Here is a 15,035-nt window from a genome sequence, read left to right as displayed (position 1 = left end):
GGCGCCCCTACTGCTCCAGCTCGGCGGTCAGCCGGAGCTCGTCGCGTGCGGCCTTCTCGACGGCGTCGGACGTGTACGCCCACGGCAGCGTCTTGCCGTCGACCCACAGCTTGGTCTGGTCGGTGTAGTTGCGGTGGAACGGGTGACCCGACACGCCGGTGAGGTTGATCCACCGCGACTTGTCGAGATCGCTGAGGTCGACCACCATCCGCATCGACGGGACGGCCGTCACCTCGTACCCCTCGGCTGCGTCCCAGCCGGTGGCGTCGACGATGCCCGAGCCACCCCCGAGCCCGTACGGACCACGGTTGAACAGCTTCTCGACCAGCGTGATGCCAGACGTCCCGAGCGTCTGGTTCTCCAAGGTGAGCTGGTGCACGTTGCCCCAGGACCACCGGTCGGGATCGAGCGACTGGCGCCGCGTCATCTCGTCGCGGGCGTCGCGCATGGCGGTGCGCAGCACGTCGTCACGGGTCTCCCGGACCGACTTCGTCGTACGGTCGTCCCACCAGTCGCTGTCCGGGCTGTTCAGCAGGCGGCGCACGACCTCGAACCACCGCTCGCCACCGGCCGGCCACACCTCCTGCGGCAGGTCGTCGTGGAACGTCCGCGCGAGGAGGTTGCGCCAGACCGCCGCGAAGTACGCCGCTGCCGCCGAGTCACGGTCCTGGTCCTGGCTGCTCCAGGCACGCAGCAGCTCCTGACCGTCGGCGTAGTAGCCGCTGCCGAGGTCGATCTCGAGGAGGTGCGGCAGGAGCGTCCGGGCCTGCCCGTTGTGCGTGTCGTTCTGGATCCGGGTCATGTCGGCCACCGACAGCTTCGACGAGCCTTGGAGGAGCTCGATGATGCGCTGACTGCGGTAGCCCGCCGCCTGGCCGGTCCCGATGAGGTACGGGTACTGGCGCCCGATCACCTGCTGGTTGGCGGTGACCACGTAACCCTCCGCAGGGTTGAGCACCGACGGTAGCTCCTCGTACGGGATGAAGCCCTTCCAGCCGTACGACGGGTCCCACCCGGGCACCGGCCACGTGCCGTCACCGCGCTTGCGGATCGGCACCTGCCCGGGTGCCTGGTAGCCGATGTTGCCCTCGGTGTCGGCGTACACGAGGTTCTGCGAGGGCACCGCGAACAACCGCGCCGCCTTGCGGAAGCTCGCCCAGTCGTGGGCCTTGTCGATCCCGAAGACGGCATCCATCGTCCGGCCCGGCGTGAGCGCGGTCCACTGCAGCGAGACGCCGTACGTGCTCCCGCCGCCGGCGCGTTCGCCCACGTCCGCGAGGGTGTCGTCGACGTCGGACAGCAGCGGCCCGTGCTGCGTCTCGCGGACCGTGATGGTCTCGGACTTCCCGCCCGCGACCTCGAACGTCTCCTCGCGGGTGACGAGCGGGAGCCAGCGGCCGTCGTAGAGGTAGCGGTCGCCCTGGATCTGCTCGATGTAGAGGTCGGTGACGTCGGGATACATCGTCGTGACACCCCAGGCGATGTCGGCGTTGTGGCCGACGACCACCCCGGGCATCCCCGAGAAGGTGAACCCCGCGACGTCGAACGGGCACTCGTCGCCGACCTTGCGGCAGTGCAGGCCCATCTGGTGCCAGATGCCCGGCATGCTCGGTGCGAGGTGCGGGTCGTTGGCGAGGATCGGCTCCCCGGTGGCGCTGCGCTCCCCCGAGATCGCCCAGGCGTTGGAGCCGATGCCGTCGCCGAAACCCAGCAAGGTCGGCAGCCCCTTGGCGACGTCGGCGACACCCTGCATCGAGCCGAGCAGGTCCCGCAGGGCGACGTCCTCGGACTCCTCGCCGTCGGTCGGCGTCGCCTCAGGGACGTCGGCCGCGCGGTCGGTGTCGGCGTTGCGCCGCTCCCCCGAAGACTGGTCGAACGTGCCGTCGACGACGTTGCCCTGGGTGACGATCGGGTCGTGGCGGCGGAACGGGAAGCCGGGATAGAGGGTGTCGACCTGGGCGCGGGAGAGCTTCTCCGTCGCCAGGACCCGCTCGATCTCGTCGCTCATGTTGCTGCGCAGGTCCCACGCCATCGCCTTCAGCCACGCGAGCGAGTCGGTCGGGGTCCACGGCTCCGGCTCGTACGCCGAGCCGCGGAGCGAGAGCACCGAGTACTCGAGGGACAGCGCGGAGGCCTCCCGGTCACCGATGTAGGCGTTGACGCCGCGGGCGTACGCCTCCAGGTAGCGGCGGGTGGCGGGCGCCAGCCGGGCGAGCTCCTGCTCGGCGACGCGGCGCCAGCCCATCGTCCGGACGAACTTGTCGGTCTCGAGGGCCGCCTCCCCGACGAGCTCGGCCAGCCGACCCGCGGTCACGTGGCGACGGAAGTCCATCTCGAAGAAGCGGTCCTGCGCGTGGACGTACCCCTGCGCCATGAAGAGGTCCTCGGCGGTCTCCGCATAGACCTGCGGGATGCCGTAGTCGTCGCGCAGGACCGTGACATCGGCTCCCAGCCCGGCCAGCTGCGCAGTGCCCTCGCGGTCCGGGAAGGGCTTGCGGACGGTCACCACGCCGAGCACGGCGACCGCGACCAGCACCACCGCCACCAGGATCGCGAGGATCGCGAAGAGTCGGCGGGTCAACACGGGTCGCAGTCGTAGGGCCAGGTCGCGCACTCGTGCATTGTGCCGTTCACCCGGGCTCGACGGCACGGCGGGCAGGGTCGCGCACCTCGCCGACGAGCTCTTCGAGGACGTCCTCGAGCATCACGACGCCCAGCGCCTCACCGTCGTCACCGACCACACGGGCCATGTGGGCCCCACGTTGCTGCATGTGGCGCAGCGCGTCGTACAGGCGCGTGCTCCGGCGGACGGAGCCGAGGGGTCGGATCCACTTCGCGGGGATCGGCCGGGACTCCTCCGACACCTCGAGAGCGTCCTTGATGTGCAGGTAGCCGACCAGCGATCCGTGCGAGTCGGTGACCGGGAAGCGCGAGAAGCCGGTCTGCGCGCACGCTGTCTCGACGTCGGCGCGGGTCGCCCCGAGCGAGACGGTACGGAGCGAGTCCCGGGGCAGCAGCACCCGCTCGACGGTGCCGGCCTCGAACCCCAGCGCGCCCGAGACGAGCTCGTACTCCTCCGAGTCGAGCAGGCCCTCGCGGTGGGACTCGTCGAGGAGCCCGGCGACCTCGTCCGAGGTGAACGTGGTGCCGACCTCGTCCTTCGGCTCGAGCCTCATCAGGCGGATCGCCGTGTTGGCGATGGCGTTGAGCGCGACGACGAACGGCTTCAGCACGAGGATCACGCCGACCATGAACGGCCCTAGCCACAGGACCGCCCTGTCGGGGCCGGCGAGCGCGACGTTCTTCGGCACCATCTCGCCCAGCACGACGTGGAGGTAGGTCACGATCCCCATCGCGATGACGAACGAGATCGGGTGCACCATCGCGTGGGGCACGCCGAGCGCGTCGAAGACGGGCTCGAAGAGGTGCGCGATCGCCGGCTCGCCGACGGCCCCGAGGCCCAGGGAGCACAGCGTGATGCCGAGCTGCGCCGCCGCCATCGCGAGGCTGACGCGCTCCATCGCACGGATCGCGAGCCGAGCGGGGCGAGAGCCGGCCTGCGCCTGGGGCTCCAGCTGCGTACGGCGAGCCGAGATCAGGGCGAACTCCGCGGCGACGAACAGGGCGTTGAGCGCCAGCAGGACGACGACCAGGCCGATCGCGAGCACGGGGTTCATCGCTGCTCCTCCGTGTCGAGGTCGACGTCGAGGATGACGCGGTCGATGCGCCGCCCGTCCATCCGGTCGACGCGCAGGCGTACCCCGATGGTGCTCACCTGGTCGCCGGCGACGACCGGTACGACCAGCGCGACCTCGTCCCCCACCTCGGCGAGGCGGCCCAGGCGCTGGGTCACCAGCCCGGCGACGGTCTCGTAGTCGTCGCCCTCGGGCAGCGGGACGCCGGTCTGGCTGCGCACCTCGTCGGGCCGCAGCATCCCCGAGAGCACCCACGTGCCGTCGGGCCGCGACCGGAGCTGGGAAGCGGACCGGTCGTGCTCGTCGGCGATGTCACCGACGATCTCCTCGACGAGGTCCTCGAGAGTCACGACGCCGTCCGTGCCGCCGTACTCGTCCAGCACGACGGCCATCTGGAGCTGCTGCTCGCGCAGGAGGACCAGCAGCGGGTCGAGCTCGATCGAGTCAGGGACGGTCAGCGCCGGCGACGCGAGCTCGGAGAGGCGCACCGTACGACGCCGGTCCGGAGGGAGGGCCACGGCGTCCTTCACGTGGACGACCCCCACGAGGTCGTCGAGGTCGTTACCGATCACCGGGAACCGCGAGTGCCCGGTCGCGCGCACGGTGTCCAGGAGGTCCTGTGCGGTGTCGCGCCGGTCGAGGAAGTGGACGCGCACCCGCGGCGTACGGACGTCGGCCGCCGTCCGGTCCCCGAACGCGATCGAGCGCGCGACGAGGTCCGCGGTGGGCCGGCCCAGGGCTCCCTCCTGAGCCGAGCGCTGCACGAGCGAGCTCAGCTCGTACGGGGAGCGTGCCGACCGCAGCTCCTCCTGCGGCTCGATGCCGAGAGCACGGAGCAGGGAGTTGGCGGAGCCGTTGAGCCCTCTGATCGGCCAGCCCATCGCTGTCGTGAAGCCCCGCTGGAGGCCCTGGACGGCCCTGGCGGTCGCCATCGGCACAGCGAGGGCGAGGTTCTTGGGGATCAGCTCGCCGACGAGCATCGTGACGAAGGTGCTCAGCAGGAGCGCGACCAGGTAGGACGTCGCCGACAGCGAGGCCCCGCTCACCCCGAGCGACGCCAGCGGGTCGCGCAGCAGCTGCCCGATCGCGGGCTCGGCGAGAAACCCGATCGCGAGGTTGGTGATCGTGATGCCCAGCTGGGCGCCGCTGAGCTGGGTCGACAGCGTGCGCAGACCCTTGAGGACGCCACCCGCCTGCCGGTCCCCGGCCGCGGCGGCGCGCTCCACGGACGGGCGGTCGACGGTGACGAAGGAGAACTCGGCGGCGACGAAGACACCGCAGGCGAGCATGAGGACGAAGGACGTGAGGAGCAGTAACCACTCGATCATCAGGAGGCGATCGTACCCGTCTTGTCGGGAATCTCCCCTGCCCCGACGTCGTTGTCCTAGGTAGCGCCGCGCACAATAGGCGCTGGAGATCGGTGCGGCCGCCCGGGGCGGCCGTTTCGTGCGAGTGCCGAAGAGGAGCGACCGTGCCCACTTATCAGTACCAGTGCAACGACTGCGGCCAACCGCTCGAGGTGCAGCAGAGCTTCAGCGACGACGCCCTCACGGTGTGCCCGTCGTGCGACGGACGTCTGCGCAAGGTGTTCAACGCGGTCGGCGTCGTCTTCAAGGGAAGCGGCTTCTACCGCAACGACAGCCGCTCGAGCTCGTCGAGCTCCAGCACGGGCTCGTCGTCGTCCACGACGTCGAGCGCCTCGGAGACGAGCAGCACCAAGAGCTCCGACAGCGGCTCGTCGTCCTCGAGCACCCCCGCTCCCGCCGCCGGCTGACCAGCGCTGGTCGAGTAGGGCGAGGAACGAGCCCGCCTCCCCAGAGCTGGTCGAGTAGGGCGAGGAACGAGCCCGCCTCCCCAGAGCTGGTCGAGTAGGGCGAGGAACGAGCCCGTATCGAGACCCGGCCCCGCCTCCCCTGTGGACGCGGGGTCGTGTCGTACGCGGTTGTGGAGGACGCCGGACGGGCACCACCTCTGCGTCCACATTGGAGGCATGGCCGATCTGCGTGCGTCTCCTGCCTTGGTCACGCTGCGTCGGCGCGTCCGCACGCACCGGCGTCCGCTCGCGGCGGTGTGCGCCGCGGCGTCGGTGCTCGTCGCGATCCAAGCCGCGCGTCCTGACCCCGGGCCGACCACGCCGGTCCTCGTCACGGCGACCGCTCTCACCTCAGGCGCGCGCGTGGGCACGGACGACGTCGAGGTCGTGGCGATGCCCGACAGCCTCGCCCCCGCAGGCGCGCTCCGCACCCACGAGGACACTCGCGGGCGCGTCGTCGCCGCTCCTGTCCCTGAGGGGGCCGTCCTGACCGAGCTCTCGCTCGTCGGTCCGGGCCTGCTCGAGGGGTTCGGCCGCGGCACCGCGCTCGTCAGTCTCCGGGTGGCCGACGCGGCGACCGTCGACCCTGTACGCGTCGGCGACACGGTCGACGTCGTCGGCACCGACCCTCGCGGGGCGGCCCCGCCTCGCGTCCTCGCCCGTCGCGCCCGGGTGGCCGCGCTCCCGGGAGACGAGGGCGACGACCGGGCTGTCCTCGTCCTCGCCGTCGACTCCGACGTCGCGCGAACGCTGTCCGGCGCAGGCGTCGCCTGGCATCTCGCGGTCACCGTCGTGCTGTGAGCAGGCTCGCGCCTGTCGGCGCTCGCACATCGCCCCACTCTGTGGTGGGGTGGGACGAGTTCACCACCCTTCTCACGATCGGGGCACAGGCATGGCTGGGATGGTCGCAGGCTTCAAAGAGTTCGTCATGCGCGGCAACGTCATCGACCTCGCGGTCGCGGTCGTCATGGGCACCGCGGTCACCGCGCTGGTCACGTCGTTCACCAACGCGGTCATCGAGCCGCTGCTGGCGGCGGTCGGCGGGAGCGACAGCCTCGGCTTCGGCTTCACGATCGTCAGCGGCAACCCCGCGACGTTCGTCAACATCGGAGCCGTCATCTCCGCGCTGATCAACTTCGTCATCATCGCGGCGGTCCTGTACTTCCTGCTCGTCGTGCCGATGAACAAGTTCCGCGAGCGCTACATGAAGCCCGCCGACGACGCCCCTCCGCCGGAGGACGTCGCCCTGCTGCGCGAGATCCGCGACGAGCTGCGCGCCCGCCGCGAGCCCTGAGCCGGGCGGCGAACGTTCAGCCGCCGTGGTGAGGGGGCACGTCGCGACGCAGCTCGGCGTCACGGCTGCCGTCGCGCTCTCCCCAGCCTTCGGCCGTCTCGTCGCGCGTGGTCGCGGGCACCACGTCTCCGAGCAGCCGCGCCGCGCGGATCCGCCGACGGCGCTCCTCGTCGGGCGTGCGCGCCCCTGAGCCTGCCGGCCGGTCGTCAGACACGGGCCGCCTCCGCGACCATCGGGAGCAGCCAGCCGGCGTCGAACCGGGCGTGCGTGGCCCGCCATCCGGTGGCCCTCGCGAAGCGTTCGGAGCTCACGCGCTGCGACCGGGTGAGCCACTCGAGGCGGTCACCGCCGAGCCGCAGCGCCAGACGGCGGTAGAAGCTCGCCTCCTTCTGCCCGACGGCCTCCGCGAAGGCCGCGACCAGCTCGCCGCGGCGTACGGGGTCGGCTCCGACGTTGTACGTGCCGGCCGGAGCCGTGAGCGCGGCGAGGACCGCGCCCCCGATGTCGTCGGCGTGCACGACGTGGGTCCACGACTGGGGCTTGCCGAGCCCGACGGCCTGGCCGGCCCGCGCCCGCGCCAGCCGCCAGCGTGTGACGGCGTCGTCGCCGACGATCGTGCCGAAGCGGAGCACGACCGCTTCTCGCCGCGCAGACGCGTAGTGCTCCGCGTGCGTCTCGGCGAGGACGACGGGCTCAGCAGCGCAGGACACCGCAATCGGACTGTCCTCGTCGATCCAACGGTCGCCGTGGTCGGCGTAGAGGAACGACACGCTCTCCTGGACGAGCCTGCCGACACCAGCCTCGGCGGCGGCCTGCGAGACGCTGCGCGAACCCTCGACGTGGATACGGTCGTTGGACTTCCACGCACCAGGGCGCAACCCGCTGCTGCCCACCGGCATGTGGGTGGCGAGGTTGGCGACGGCGTCGCACCCCTCCATCGCCTTGACGAGGCTCGCACGGTCGAAGAGGCTCGCGCGCACCGACGCGACGCCGCGATCGGCCAGCGTGGCGGCGCTCTCGTCGCTGCGGGCGAGCGCGCGGACCTCGTGACCCGCACCCTGCAACGCGTGGATCACGGACCGCCCCATGACACCGGTGGCGCCTGTCACGAAGACCTTCACCGTGATGCCACTCCAGAAGATGCGTGCGGCGCAGAACGCCTGTGCCGGGGGGACTCCATCACAAAAGGATAACGGACAGGTCGCAGAACGGACCAGACCGGCGTGTCAGGCCTCGCTCGAACCGGCCCAGATGTTGAGGTTCCCGTCCACCGCGTGGGTGTCGATCTGGGCGAGCTCGTCCTCGCTGAAATCGAGGTTCTGAAGGGCGCCGAGGCTGTCCTCGAGCTGGGCGACGCTCGACGCCCCGATGAGCGCGGAGGTCACCCGCGGATCGCGCAGCACCCACGCGATCGCCATCTGCGCGAGGGTCTGTCCCCGTTCGCGCGCCATCGCGTCGAGCGCCCGGACGTGGGCGAGGTTGTCCTCGATCATCTGCGGGTCGAGGGACTTGTCGGCCGCAGCCCGCGAGCCCTCGGGGACGCCGCCCAGGTACCGGTCTGTCAGCACCCCCTGCGCGAGCGGCGAGAACGCGATGCAGCCGACGCCGGTGTCCTCGAGCACGTCGAGCAGCCCGTCCTCGACCCAGCGGTTGAGCATCGAGTACGACGGCTGGTGGATCAGCAGCGGCGTGCCGAGGTCCCGGAGGATCTGCACGGCCTCGCGCGTGCGCTCCGGGCTGTACGAGCTGATCCCCGCGTAGCGCGCCTTGCCGGAGCGCACGGCCGCGTCGAGCGCGCCCATCGTCTCCTCCAGCGGCGTGTGCGGGTCGAAGCGGTGGCTGTAGAAGATGTCGACGTAGTCCAGGCCCGTGCGCGCGAGCGAGTCGTCGAGGCTGGCCAGGAGGTACTTGCGCGAGCCGAGGAACCCGTACGGGCCGGACCACATGTCCCATCCCGCCTTCGTCGAGATGACGAGCTCGTTGCGGTACGGCGCGAAGTCCTCCGCGAGGATCCGCCCCGCGTTCTTCTCCGCCGCGCCGTACGGGGGCCCGTAGTTGTTCGCGAGGTCGAAGTGGGTCACGCCGAGGTCGAACGCGCGGCGGAGGATGGCGCGCTGCGTGGCCAGCGGCGTGTCGTCACCGAAGTTGTGCCACAGCCCCAGCGAGATCGCCGGAAGCTGCAGGCCGGAACGCCCGCACCTGCGGAACAGCGCGGGTCCGCCGTCGGCGACGCCGTCGTAGCGGTCGTCGGCCGCGCGGTAGAGGTCGTGGGGGTCGAGGATGGTCCGGCGCTCGCTCATCTGGCCAGTATCGGTCACTGCGTCCCGGGAGGCGGTGCGACGACGTCGTCGACGAGCTCGGCGATCGAGTCGACGATGCGGGTGGGGCGGTACGGGAACCGCTGCACGTCCTCGCGTCGCGTCGAACCGGTCAGCACCAGGACGGTGCGCAGACCCGCCTCCATCCCGGAGACGATGTCGGTGTCCATCCGGTCGCCGATCATCACGGTGGTCTCGGAGTGCCCCTCGATCCGGTTGAGCGCGCTGCGCATCATCAGCGGGTTGGGCTTGCCGACGAAGTACGGCTCGATCCCGGTCGCCCGCGTGATGAGGGCGGCGACGGACCCGGTGGCCGGGAGGGGCCCTGCGGGCGACGGACCCGTCGGGTCGGGGTTGGTGGCGATGAAGCGCGCCCCGTTCACGATCAGCTGGATCGCCGTGGTGATCGCCTCGAACGAGTACGTGCGCGTCTCGCCGAGCACGACGTAGTCCGGACGCGAGCGGGTCAGGACGTAGCCGACGGCGTGCAGCGCGGTTGTCATCCCCGCCTCGCCGACGACGTACGCACTGCCGTTCGGGCGCTGGTCGGAGAGGAACTGCGCGGTCGCGAGCGCCGACGTCCAGATGCGGTCCTCGGGCACGTCGAGACCGGAGTCGGCCAGACGTGCCCGGAGGTCTCGCGGAGTGAAGATCGAGTTGTTCGTGAGGACGAGGAACTTGCACCCGGACTCGGTGAGGCGCGCCAGGAACTCGGCGGCACCCGGGATGGCGTCCTCCTCGTGGACCAGGACGCCATCCATGTCGGTGAGCCACGTCGCGACGGGCAGCTTCTCGGTCATGGCCGAAGTATCGCCCGCTCTAGGCGGAGGCGCTTCCTGCGACCGCCGGCGAGAGGGTGCGCAGGACGTCGGCGAGCGTGACCACGCCGTCCACCCGCCCGTCGTCGCCGGTGACGACGACGAGGTGGTTGCGGGTCTCCCGCATGACAGCGAGCGCCTCCGAGAGGAGCGTGCTCGCACCGAGCGCGAACGCGGGCCGCGTCACTGCCGCGATCGGCGCGTCGGCCGGCAGGTCGAGCGTGTCGCGCACGTGGACGACGGCGTGGAGGTCGCGCCCGCTGCCGACCAGGACGCGGAGGTGGCCGGAGCGGCGGCTCGCGGCCTGGACGTCGGCGACGCGAGAGCCCGGACGGACGGCGGTGGGCGTCGCGGCGTCGCGGATCAGGTCGCCCAGCGTCGCCGTCTCGAGATCCAGCGCACCCGAGAACTGAGCCGAGTACGAGGCGTCGAGCGCTCCGACGTTGGCGGAGTGCTCGACGAGCTGGCGCAACGCTCGGGGATCCTGCCCCGAGGCGGCCTCGTCGACCGGCTCGACACCGATCGCACGCACGCACCGGTTGGCCAGCGCGTTGAGGCCCAGCAGGGCGGGACGGAAGACCGTCATGAAGGCACGCATCGGGATCGCCAGGGCGATGGCCGAGCGCTCGGGGTGCGCGATCGCCCACGACTTCGGGGCCATCTCGCCGACCACGAGGTGCAGGAACGTGACGACGATGAGCGCGAGCACGAACGACGCGACGTCGGCGGTCCACAGCGGCATCCCCCACGACTCCAGCCAGGGGGTGAGCGCGTGGTGCACCGCGGGCTTGGTGATGGCGCCGAGCGCGAGGGTGCAGGCGGTGATGCCGAGCTGCGAGCCTGCGAGGACGACCGTCAGCTCGCTGGAGCTGCGCAGCGCGGCGCGTGCCGAGCGGCTGGTCGCGGCCGCGTCCTCGAGACGGTGCCGCTTGGCCGCGAGCAGCGCGAACTCGACGGCGACGAAGAACGCGCTCAGCGCGATGATCGCGACGGTGGCGATCACGACGACCCAGGGGTTGCTCATCGGTCGGCCTCCGGCTGGTGGGGCGCGAGCACCTGCACGCGCAGTCGGGACGGGACGTGACGCTCGACCTCGAGCACCGTCACGCGCAGCGTGGAGCGGGGCGGGTCGTCGTCGAGGGCGAGCTCACCGGGATCCGGGGGCAGCTCGACGTCGATCTCGTCCCCTGCCGCCGGGAACGCCTGGTGGTAGGCGATCGCGAGACCCGCGACCGTCTCGAAGTCACCCTCGGGGACGACGTGGTCGATCAGTCGGGAGAGCTCGTCGATCGGCAGACCGCCGGCCGTGACCCACGTGCCGTCCTCGACGGTCTCCGCGAACACGTCGACGGCGTCGTGCTCGTCGTCGATCTCACCGACGAGCTCCTCGGCGAGGTCCTCCGACGTGAGCACGCCGACGAAGCCTCCGTACTCGTCGAGGACGCAGGCGAGCTGCTGGCGCTCCTCGCTCATCGCGGCGAGCGCCGACGGCAGCGGCATCGCCGTGGGGAGGACGAGCGGCGGACGCATGAGCGACCCGGCCGTCGCACCGTCGTCAGCGCGGCCGAGCTCGAGCACGTCTTGGAGGTGGACGACACCCACCACCTCGTCGCGCTCGCCCAGGACGGGGTAGCGGGAGTGGCCGCGGCTCATCCTGGCGCGGACCTGCGACAACGGCTCCGACGGGTCGAGGGTGTCCACCCGGGCCCGCGGGATCATCGCGTGCTCGACGTCACGGTTCGGGAAGTCGAGGATGCGGTCGAGCAGGACCGACAGGTGGGGCGGCAGGTCGCCGGACTCGCGCGAGTCGGCGACGATGTGCTCGAGGTCGCGCGCCGTCGCGGCGTGCTCGACGTCGTGCACGGGCTCGATGCGCAGCGCGCGCAGCAGCAGGTTGGAGGCGTGGTCGAAGACGGTGATGAGCCAGCCGAACACCGTGAGGTAGAGCGACGTCGACCGCGCCAGCGCCAGTGCCAGGGGCTGCGGACGGGCGATCGCGAGGTTCTTAGGGAACAGCTCGCCGAACAGCATCTGGACGAACGTCGAGAACACCAGGGCGATCACGGTCCCGATGGCGATCCCGACACCGCGCGGCACGTCGACGCCGCCGAGCATGTCGCCGACGGCCTCGCCGATGAGAGGCTCGGCCACGTAGCCGACGAGCAGCCCCGTGACGGTGATGCCCAGCTGGGCACCGGAGAGCATGAACGAGGTGCGACGGGTCACGCCCAGCGCCCGCTCGGCGGCGGGAGATCCCTCGGCCGCCTGCGCACGCAGCGCCGACCGGTCGACCGACATGTACGCGAACTCCTGGGCCACGAAGTACGCCGTCAACGCCGTGATCGCGAGGACCACGACCACGCCCGCCAGCAGGGACAACGCCGTCACCATGTCCCCTCACCCCCTCCCGGTGGACACGCCGGAAGGGGGTTCGTACTGCCTGAGCTCATGTCTCTCACTCGGGTAGGGGGTAGGCCTTGTCCGGTGCAACGCATTGCGCCCCCTGTTGGTTCCCCCGATACCGTCGTGGTCGTGATCACACCTCTCGAGCTCGGCCACGACACGTTCGGTGACATCAGCGCGGATGCGGACGGGCAACCGGTCCCCGCACCCGAGGTGCTGCGGCAGGTGGTCGAGCAGGGCGTGCTCGCGGACGAGGTGGGGCTGGCCTTCCTCGGCCTCGGCGAGCACCATCGCGCCGACTTCTCGATCACGGCTCCCGACGTCGTGCTCGCCACCCTTGCGGGCAAGACCGAACGCATCCGGCTCGGCTCGGCGGTGACCGTGCTGAGCTCCGACGACCCGATCCGCGTGTACGAGCGGTTCGCGACGCTCGACGCGCTGTCGCACGGCCGGGCGGAGGTGATCCTCGGCCGGGGCTCGTTCACCGAGTCCTTCGGGCTCTTCGGGTTCGACCTGGGCGACTACGAGGTGCTGTTCAACGAGAAGCTCGACCTCTTCGTCGCCCTCCTGGACGAGCAGCCGGTGACGTGGTCCGGCACGACGCGACCGCCGCTGAAGGACCAGCCGGTCTACCCGCCGACCGAGTCAGGACGCCTCACGACCTGGATCGGGGTCGGCGGGACGCCGCAGTCCGTCCTGCGCGCGGTCCACTACCGGCTCCCGATGATGCTCGCGATCATCGGCGGCCCGCCGCTGCAGTTCGTGCCGTACGCGGACTTCTACCGCGAGAACCTCGAGAAGGACGGGGCGGAGCCCCTGCCGGTCGGGATGCACTCCCCCGGCTACGTCGCCGAGACCGACGAGCAGGCCCGCGAGGAGCTGTACGACCACTGGATGGCGCAGCGCAACCAGATCGGCAGCGAGCGCGGCTGGCCGCCCGCGACCCGCAACGAGTTCCTCCAGGCGGCCGGGCCCGAGGGCGCGCTCTACGTGGGCTCGCCGGAGACGGTCGCGCGCAAGATCGCGCGCAACGCCGCCGCGCTCGGTGTGAGCCGCTTCGACATGAAGTACGCCAACGGCGCGATGCGTCACGACCAGCTGATGCGGTGCATCGAGCTGTACGGGACGCAGGTCGCCCCGCTGGTGCACGACATGATGGCCTGATGCAGATCCGCGACGCCTCCGACGCCGACTGGGACAAGATCTGGCCGTTCTTCGCCGAGATCGTGGCGGCGGGCGACTCGTACGCGTACCCGCTCGACCTGGACGCCCCCTCGGCTCGTGCGCTCTGGATGGAGCAGCCTCCCGGGCGTACGACCGTCGTCGTCGACAGCGACGGAACGTCCTCGGCTCGGCGAAGATGGGGCCGAACCGGCCCGGCCGCGGTGCTCACGTGGCGACGGCGAGCTTCATGGTCGCCCCCGCAGGTCGGCGCGGCGGCGTCGGGCGGATGCTCGGCGAGGACATGCTCGCGTGGGCGACCCGCGAGGGCTACCGAGGCGTCCAGTTCAACGCGGTCGTCGAGACCAACACCGCTGCGGTACGCCTCTGGCGGAGCCTCGGGTTCGAGGTAGTCGGCACCGTCCCCGAGGCGTTCGACCACGCCGTGCACGGGCTCGTGGGCCTGCACGTGATGTACCGGCCGCTGCCGCGCGCCTGACGTGCCCCCGGCTGGATTCGAACCAGCGACACCCGCTTTAGGAGAGCGGTGCTCTATCCCCTGAGCTACGGGGGCGCACGGCAAGACTATCGGGCACCCTCACCAGCCGATCAACGGCACGAAACGGTACGACCCGTGCTCGCTGGCGCGCGCCTCGCCGTCGGCGTCGCGCACCACCCGCGTCATCTTCCCGCGGACCGGGACGACGAGGACCCCGCCGGGCGCCAGCTGGTCGACGAGCGGGGTCGGGAGCGAGCGCGCCTGCGCCGACACGAGGATGCGGTCGTAGGGAGCCCCCTCCGGCCAGCCGAGGGTCTCCCCCGCGAGCTCGACTCGCGCCTGAGCCACCCCCAGCCGCTCGAGCGTACGAGCAGCGCGCTCACGCAGCTCGGGCACCACCTCCACGCCGACGACCTCGCCGGCGGGGCCGACCAGGCGTGCCAGGAGCGCCGTCGTCCACCCTGAGCCCGCGCCCACGTCGAGCACACGCATGCCGGTCACGACGTCGAGCAGACGCAGCATCGCCTCGACCGTGCGGGGCTGCGAGCTGGTCTGCCCCCACCCGATCGGCAGCGGACCGTCCAGGTCGGCCAGCGCCTTCTGGTCGTCGGGCAGGAACTCCTCCCGCCGCACGTCGGACATCACCTCGGTGACCGCGTCCCCCATGCTCCCCAGTATCTTCGACCCATGGAAACGCTGCGTCTCGTCCTGCTGGTCTTCCACATGCTCGCCTGGGCTTTCGTGATCGGCGCATGGGCCTCGCGCCTGCGGACGCCGGTCCCGATCGCGAAGGGCGTGTGGCACGCAGCCGCCACCGCGCTCGTCACCGGGATCCTCCTCGTCGGCGTCCGTGAGATGGACGACCTGCCGGTCGACCACACCAAGATCGGCGTCAAGCTCGTCGTGGCCCTCGCCGTGACCGTCCTCGCTGTCGTCGCGACGCGCAAGGGCGACCGCGCGCCCGTCTGGATGGCCCACGCCGTCGGCGGTCTCGCCGTCCTGAACGTCTTCATCGCCGTCCTCTGGCGCTGACC

General features: G+C 71.3%; 16 protein-coding genes and 1 tRNA gene. 6 read left to right on the top strand and 11 right to left on the bottom strand.

The annotated features are described in order from the left end of the window. Positions 1–7: 7 nt before the first annotated feature. Genes NYZ95_RS02815 through NYZ95_RS02805 form a run of 3 tightly spaced genes read right to left on the bottom strand, consistent with a single transcriptional unit; the run spans position 8 to position 5,023 of the window. Entirely contained in the window at positions 8–2,584 is a 2,577-nt protein-coding gene (locus tag NYZ95_RS02815) for a penicillin acylase family protein (protein WP_262848463.1), read from the bottom strand. Between the two features lie 46 nt (positions 2,585–2,630). Continuing rightward, positions 2,631–3,677: a hemolysin family protein gene (locus tag NYZ95_RS02810; protein ID WP_262848461.1), complete on the bottom strand. Its 1,047-nt coding sequence runs from the start codon at positions 3,675–3,677 to the stop codon at positions 2,631–2,633. Then, positions 3,674–5,023, bottom strand: coding sequence for a hemolysin family protein (locus NYZ95_RS02805; RefSeq protein WP_262848459.1), 1,350 nt, complete (start codon positions 5,021–5,023; stop codon positions 3,674–3,676). The genes NYZ95_RS02810 and NYZ95_RS02805 overlap by 4 nt, the downstream gene beginning before the upstream one ends. Positions 5,024–5,166: 143 nt before the next feature. Between NYZ95_RS02805 and NYZ95_RS02800 the strand changes: the two genes are divergently transcribed. The 3 genes from NYZ95_RS02800 to mscL all read left to right on the top strand — a co-directional run bounded on the left by NYZ95_RS02800 (position 5,167) and on the right by mscL (position 6,802). Beyond that, positions 5,167–5,469, top strand: a complete 303-nt coding sequence (locus tag NYZ95_RS02800; RefSeq protein WP_262848457.1) for an FmdB family zinc ribbon protein — start codon at positions 5,167–5,169, stop codon at positions 5,467–5,469. Between the two features lie 216 nt (positions 5,470–5,685). Beyond that, entirely contained in the window at positions 5,686–6,309 is a 624-nt protein-coding gene (locus NYZ95_RS02795; RefSeq protein WP_262848455.1) for an SAF domain-containing protein, read from the top strand. 91 nt (positions 6,310–6,400) lie between these two features. Continuing rightward, a complete protein-coding gene (gene mscL / locus NYZ95_RS02790; RefSeq protein ID WP_262848454.1) occupies positions 6,401–6,802 on the top strand; it encodes a large conductance mechanosensitive channel protein MscL in 402 nt (133 codons plus the stop codon). 16 nt (positions 6,803–6,818) lie between these two features. Here the strand turns inward: mscL and NYZ95_RS02785 are convergent, their stop codons facing one another. The 6 genes from NYZ95_RS02785 to NYZ95_RS02760 form a co-directional block, all read right to left on the bottom strand. Further along, positions 6,819–7,016, bottom strand: a complete 198-nt coding sequence (locus tag NYZ95_RS02785) for a hypothetical protein (protein ID WP_262848453.1) — start codon at positions 7,014–7,016, stop codon at positions 6,819–6,821. After that, positions 7,009–7,923, bottom strand: a complete 915-nt coding sequence (locus tag NYZ95_RS02780) for an NAD-dependent epimerase/dehydratase family protein (RefSeq protein ID WP_262848452.1) — start codon at positions 7,921–7,923, stop codon at positions 7,009–7,011. Before NYZ95_RS02780 ends, NYZ95_RS02785 begins: the two co-directional genes overlap by 8 nt. A gap of 105 nt (positions 7,924–8,028) precedes the next feature. Then, positions 8,029–9,102, bottom strand: a complete 1,074-nt coding sequence (gene mgrA, locus NYZ95_RS02775) for an L-glyceraldehyde 3-phosphate reductase (RefSeq protein ID WP_262848451.1) — start codon at positions 9,100–9,102, stop codon at positions 8,029–8,031. A gap of 14 nt (positions 9,103–9,116) precedes the next feature. Further along, on the bottom strand, positions 9,117–9,920 hold the full coding sequence (locus NYZ95_RS02770) for an HAD-IIA family hydrolase (protein ID WP_262848450.1): 804 nt from the start codon (positions 9,918–9,920) through the stop codon (positions 9,117–9,119). Positions 9,921–9,939: 19 nt separating this feature from the next. Continuing rightward, positions 9,940–10,962 carry a CNNM domain-containing protein gene (locus tag NYZ95_RS02765; protein ID WP_262848449.1) on the bottom strand — a complete coding sequence of 341 codons (1,023 nt, stop codon included), beginning with the start codon at positions 10,960–10,962 and terminating at the stop codon, positions 9,940–9,942. Next, positions 10,959–12,326, bottom strand: coding sequence for a hemolysin family protein (locus tag NYZ95_RS02760; protein WP_262848448.1), 1,368 nt, complete (start codon positions 12,324–12,326; stop codon positions 10,959–10,961). The genes NYZ95_RS02765 and NYZ95_RS02760 overlap by 4 nt, the downstream gene beginning before the upstream one ends. Positions 12,327–12,470: 144 nt before the next feature. Here NYZ95_RS02760 and NYZ95_RS02755 point away from each other — a divergent pair, with 144 nt between their 5' ends. Further along, positions 12,471–13,505: an LLM class flavin-dependent oxidoreductase gene (locus NYZ95_RS02755; RefSeq protein WP_262848447.1), complete on the top strand. Its 1,035-nt coding sequence runs from the start codon at positions 12,471–12,473 to the stop codon at positions 13,503–13,505. Positions 13,506–13,734: 229 nt separating this feature from the next. After that, positions 13,735–14,001: a GNAT family N-acetyltransferase gene (locus NYZ95_RS02750; protein WP_262848446.1), complete on the top strand. Its 267-nt coding sequence runs from the start codon at positions 13,735–13,737 to the stop codon at positions 13,999–14,001. Positions 14,002–14,003: 2 nt separating this feature from the next. Here NYZ95_RS02750 and NYZ95_RS02745 read toward each other — a convergent pair. Next, positions 14,004–14,076: transfer RNA gene (locus NYZ95_RS02745), tRNA-Arg, on the bottom strand. Between the two features lie 24 nt (positions 14,077–14,100). Further along, on the bottom strand, positions 14,101–14,667 hold the full coding sequence (locus NYZ95_RS02740) for a protein-L-isoaspartate O-methyltransferase family protein (protein ID WP_262848445.1): 567 nt from the start codon (positions 14,665–14,667) through the stop codon (positions 14,101–14,103). A 21-nt stretch (positions 14,668–14,688) separates the two neighbouring features. Between NYZ95_RS02740 and NYZ95_RS02735 the strand changes: the two genes are divergently transcribed. Further along, on the top strand, positions 14,689–15,033 hold the full coding sequence (locus tag NYZ95_RS02735) for a hypothetical protein (protein ID WP_262848444.1): 345 nt from the start codon (positions 14,689–14,691) through the stop codon (positions 15,031–15,033). Positions 15,034–15,035: the final 2 nt, after the last annotated feature.

It is taken from the genome of Mumia quercus (assembly GCF_025506335.1).
Classification (GTDB): Bacteria; Actinomycetota; Actinomycetes; order Propionibacteriales; family Nocardioidaceae; genus Mumia; species Mumia quercus.
Note: the sequence above shows the minus strand (reverse complement) of the source record. Positions and strands in the feature narration are given on the sequence as shown.

What these genes read in the sequence shown, in the direction of transcription:
- NYZ95_RS02805 (WP_262848459.1), bottom strand. Translation starts at nt 5,023, where the DNA reads ATGATCGAGTGGTTACTGCTCCTCACGTCCTTCGTCCTCATGCTCGCC.
- mscL (WP_262848454.1), top strand. Translation starts at nt 6,401, where the DNA reads ATGGCTGGGATGGTCGCAGGCTTCAAAGAGTTCGTCATGCGCGGCAAC.
- mgrA (WP_262848451.1), bottom strand. Translation starts at nt 9,102, where the DNA reads ATGAGCGAGCGCCGGACCATCCTCGACCCCCACGACCTCTACCGCGCG.
- NYZ95_RS02795 (WP_262848455.1), top strand. Translation starts at nt 5,686, where the DNA reads ATGGCCGATCTGCGTGCGTCTCCTGCCTTGGTCACGCTGCGTCGGCGC.
- NYZ95_RS02740 (WP_262848445.1), bottom strand. Translation starts at nt 14,667, where the DNA reads ATGGGGGACGCGGTCACCGAGGTGATGTCCGACGTGCGGCGGGAGGAG.
- NYZ95_RS02735 (WP_262848444.1), top strand. Translation starts at nt 14,689, where the DNA reads ATGGAAACGCTGCGTCTCGTCCTGCTGGTCTTCCACATGCTCGCCTGG.
- NYZ95_RS02765 (WP_262848449.1), bottom strand. Translation starts at nt 10,962, where the DNA reads ATGAGCAACCCCTGGGTCGTCGTGATCGCCACCGTCGCGATCATCGCG.
- NYZ95_RS02770 (WP_262848450.1), bottom strand. Translation starts at nt 9,920, where the DNA reads ATGACCGAGAAGCTGCCCGTCGCGACGTGGCTCACCGACATGGATGGC.
- NYZ95_RS02810 (WP_262848461.1), bottom strand. Translation starts at nt 3,677, where the DNA reads ATGAACCCCGTGCTCGCGATCGGCCTGGTCGTCGTCCTGCTGGCGCTC.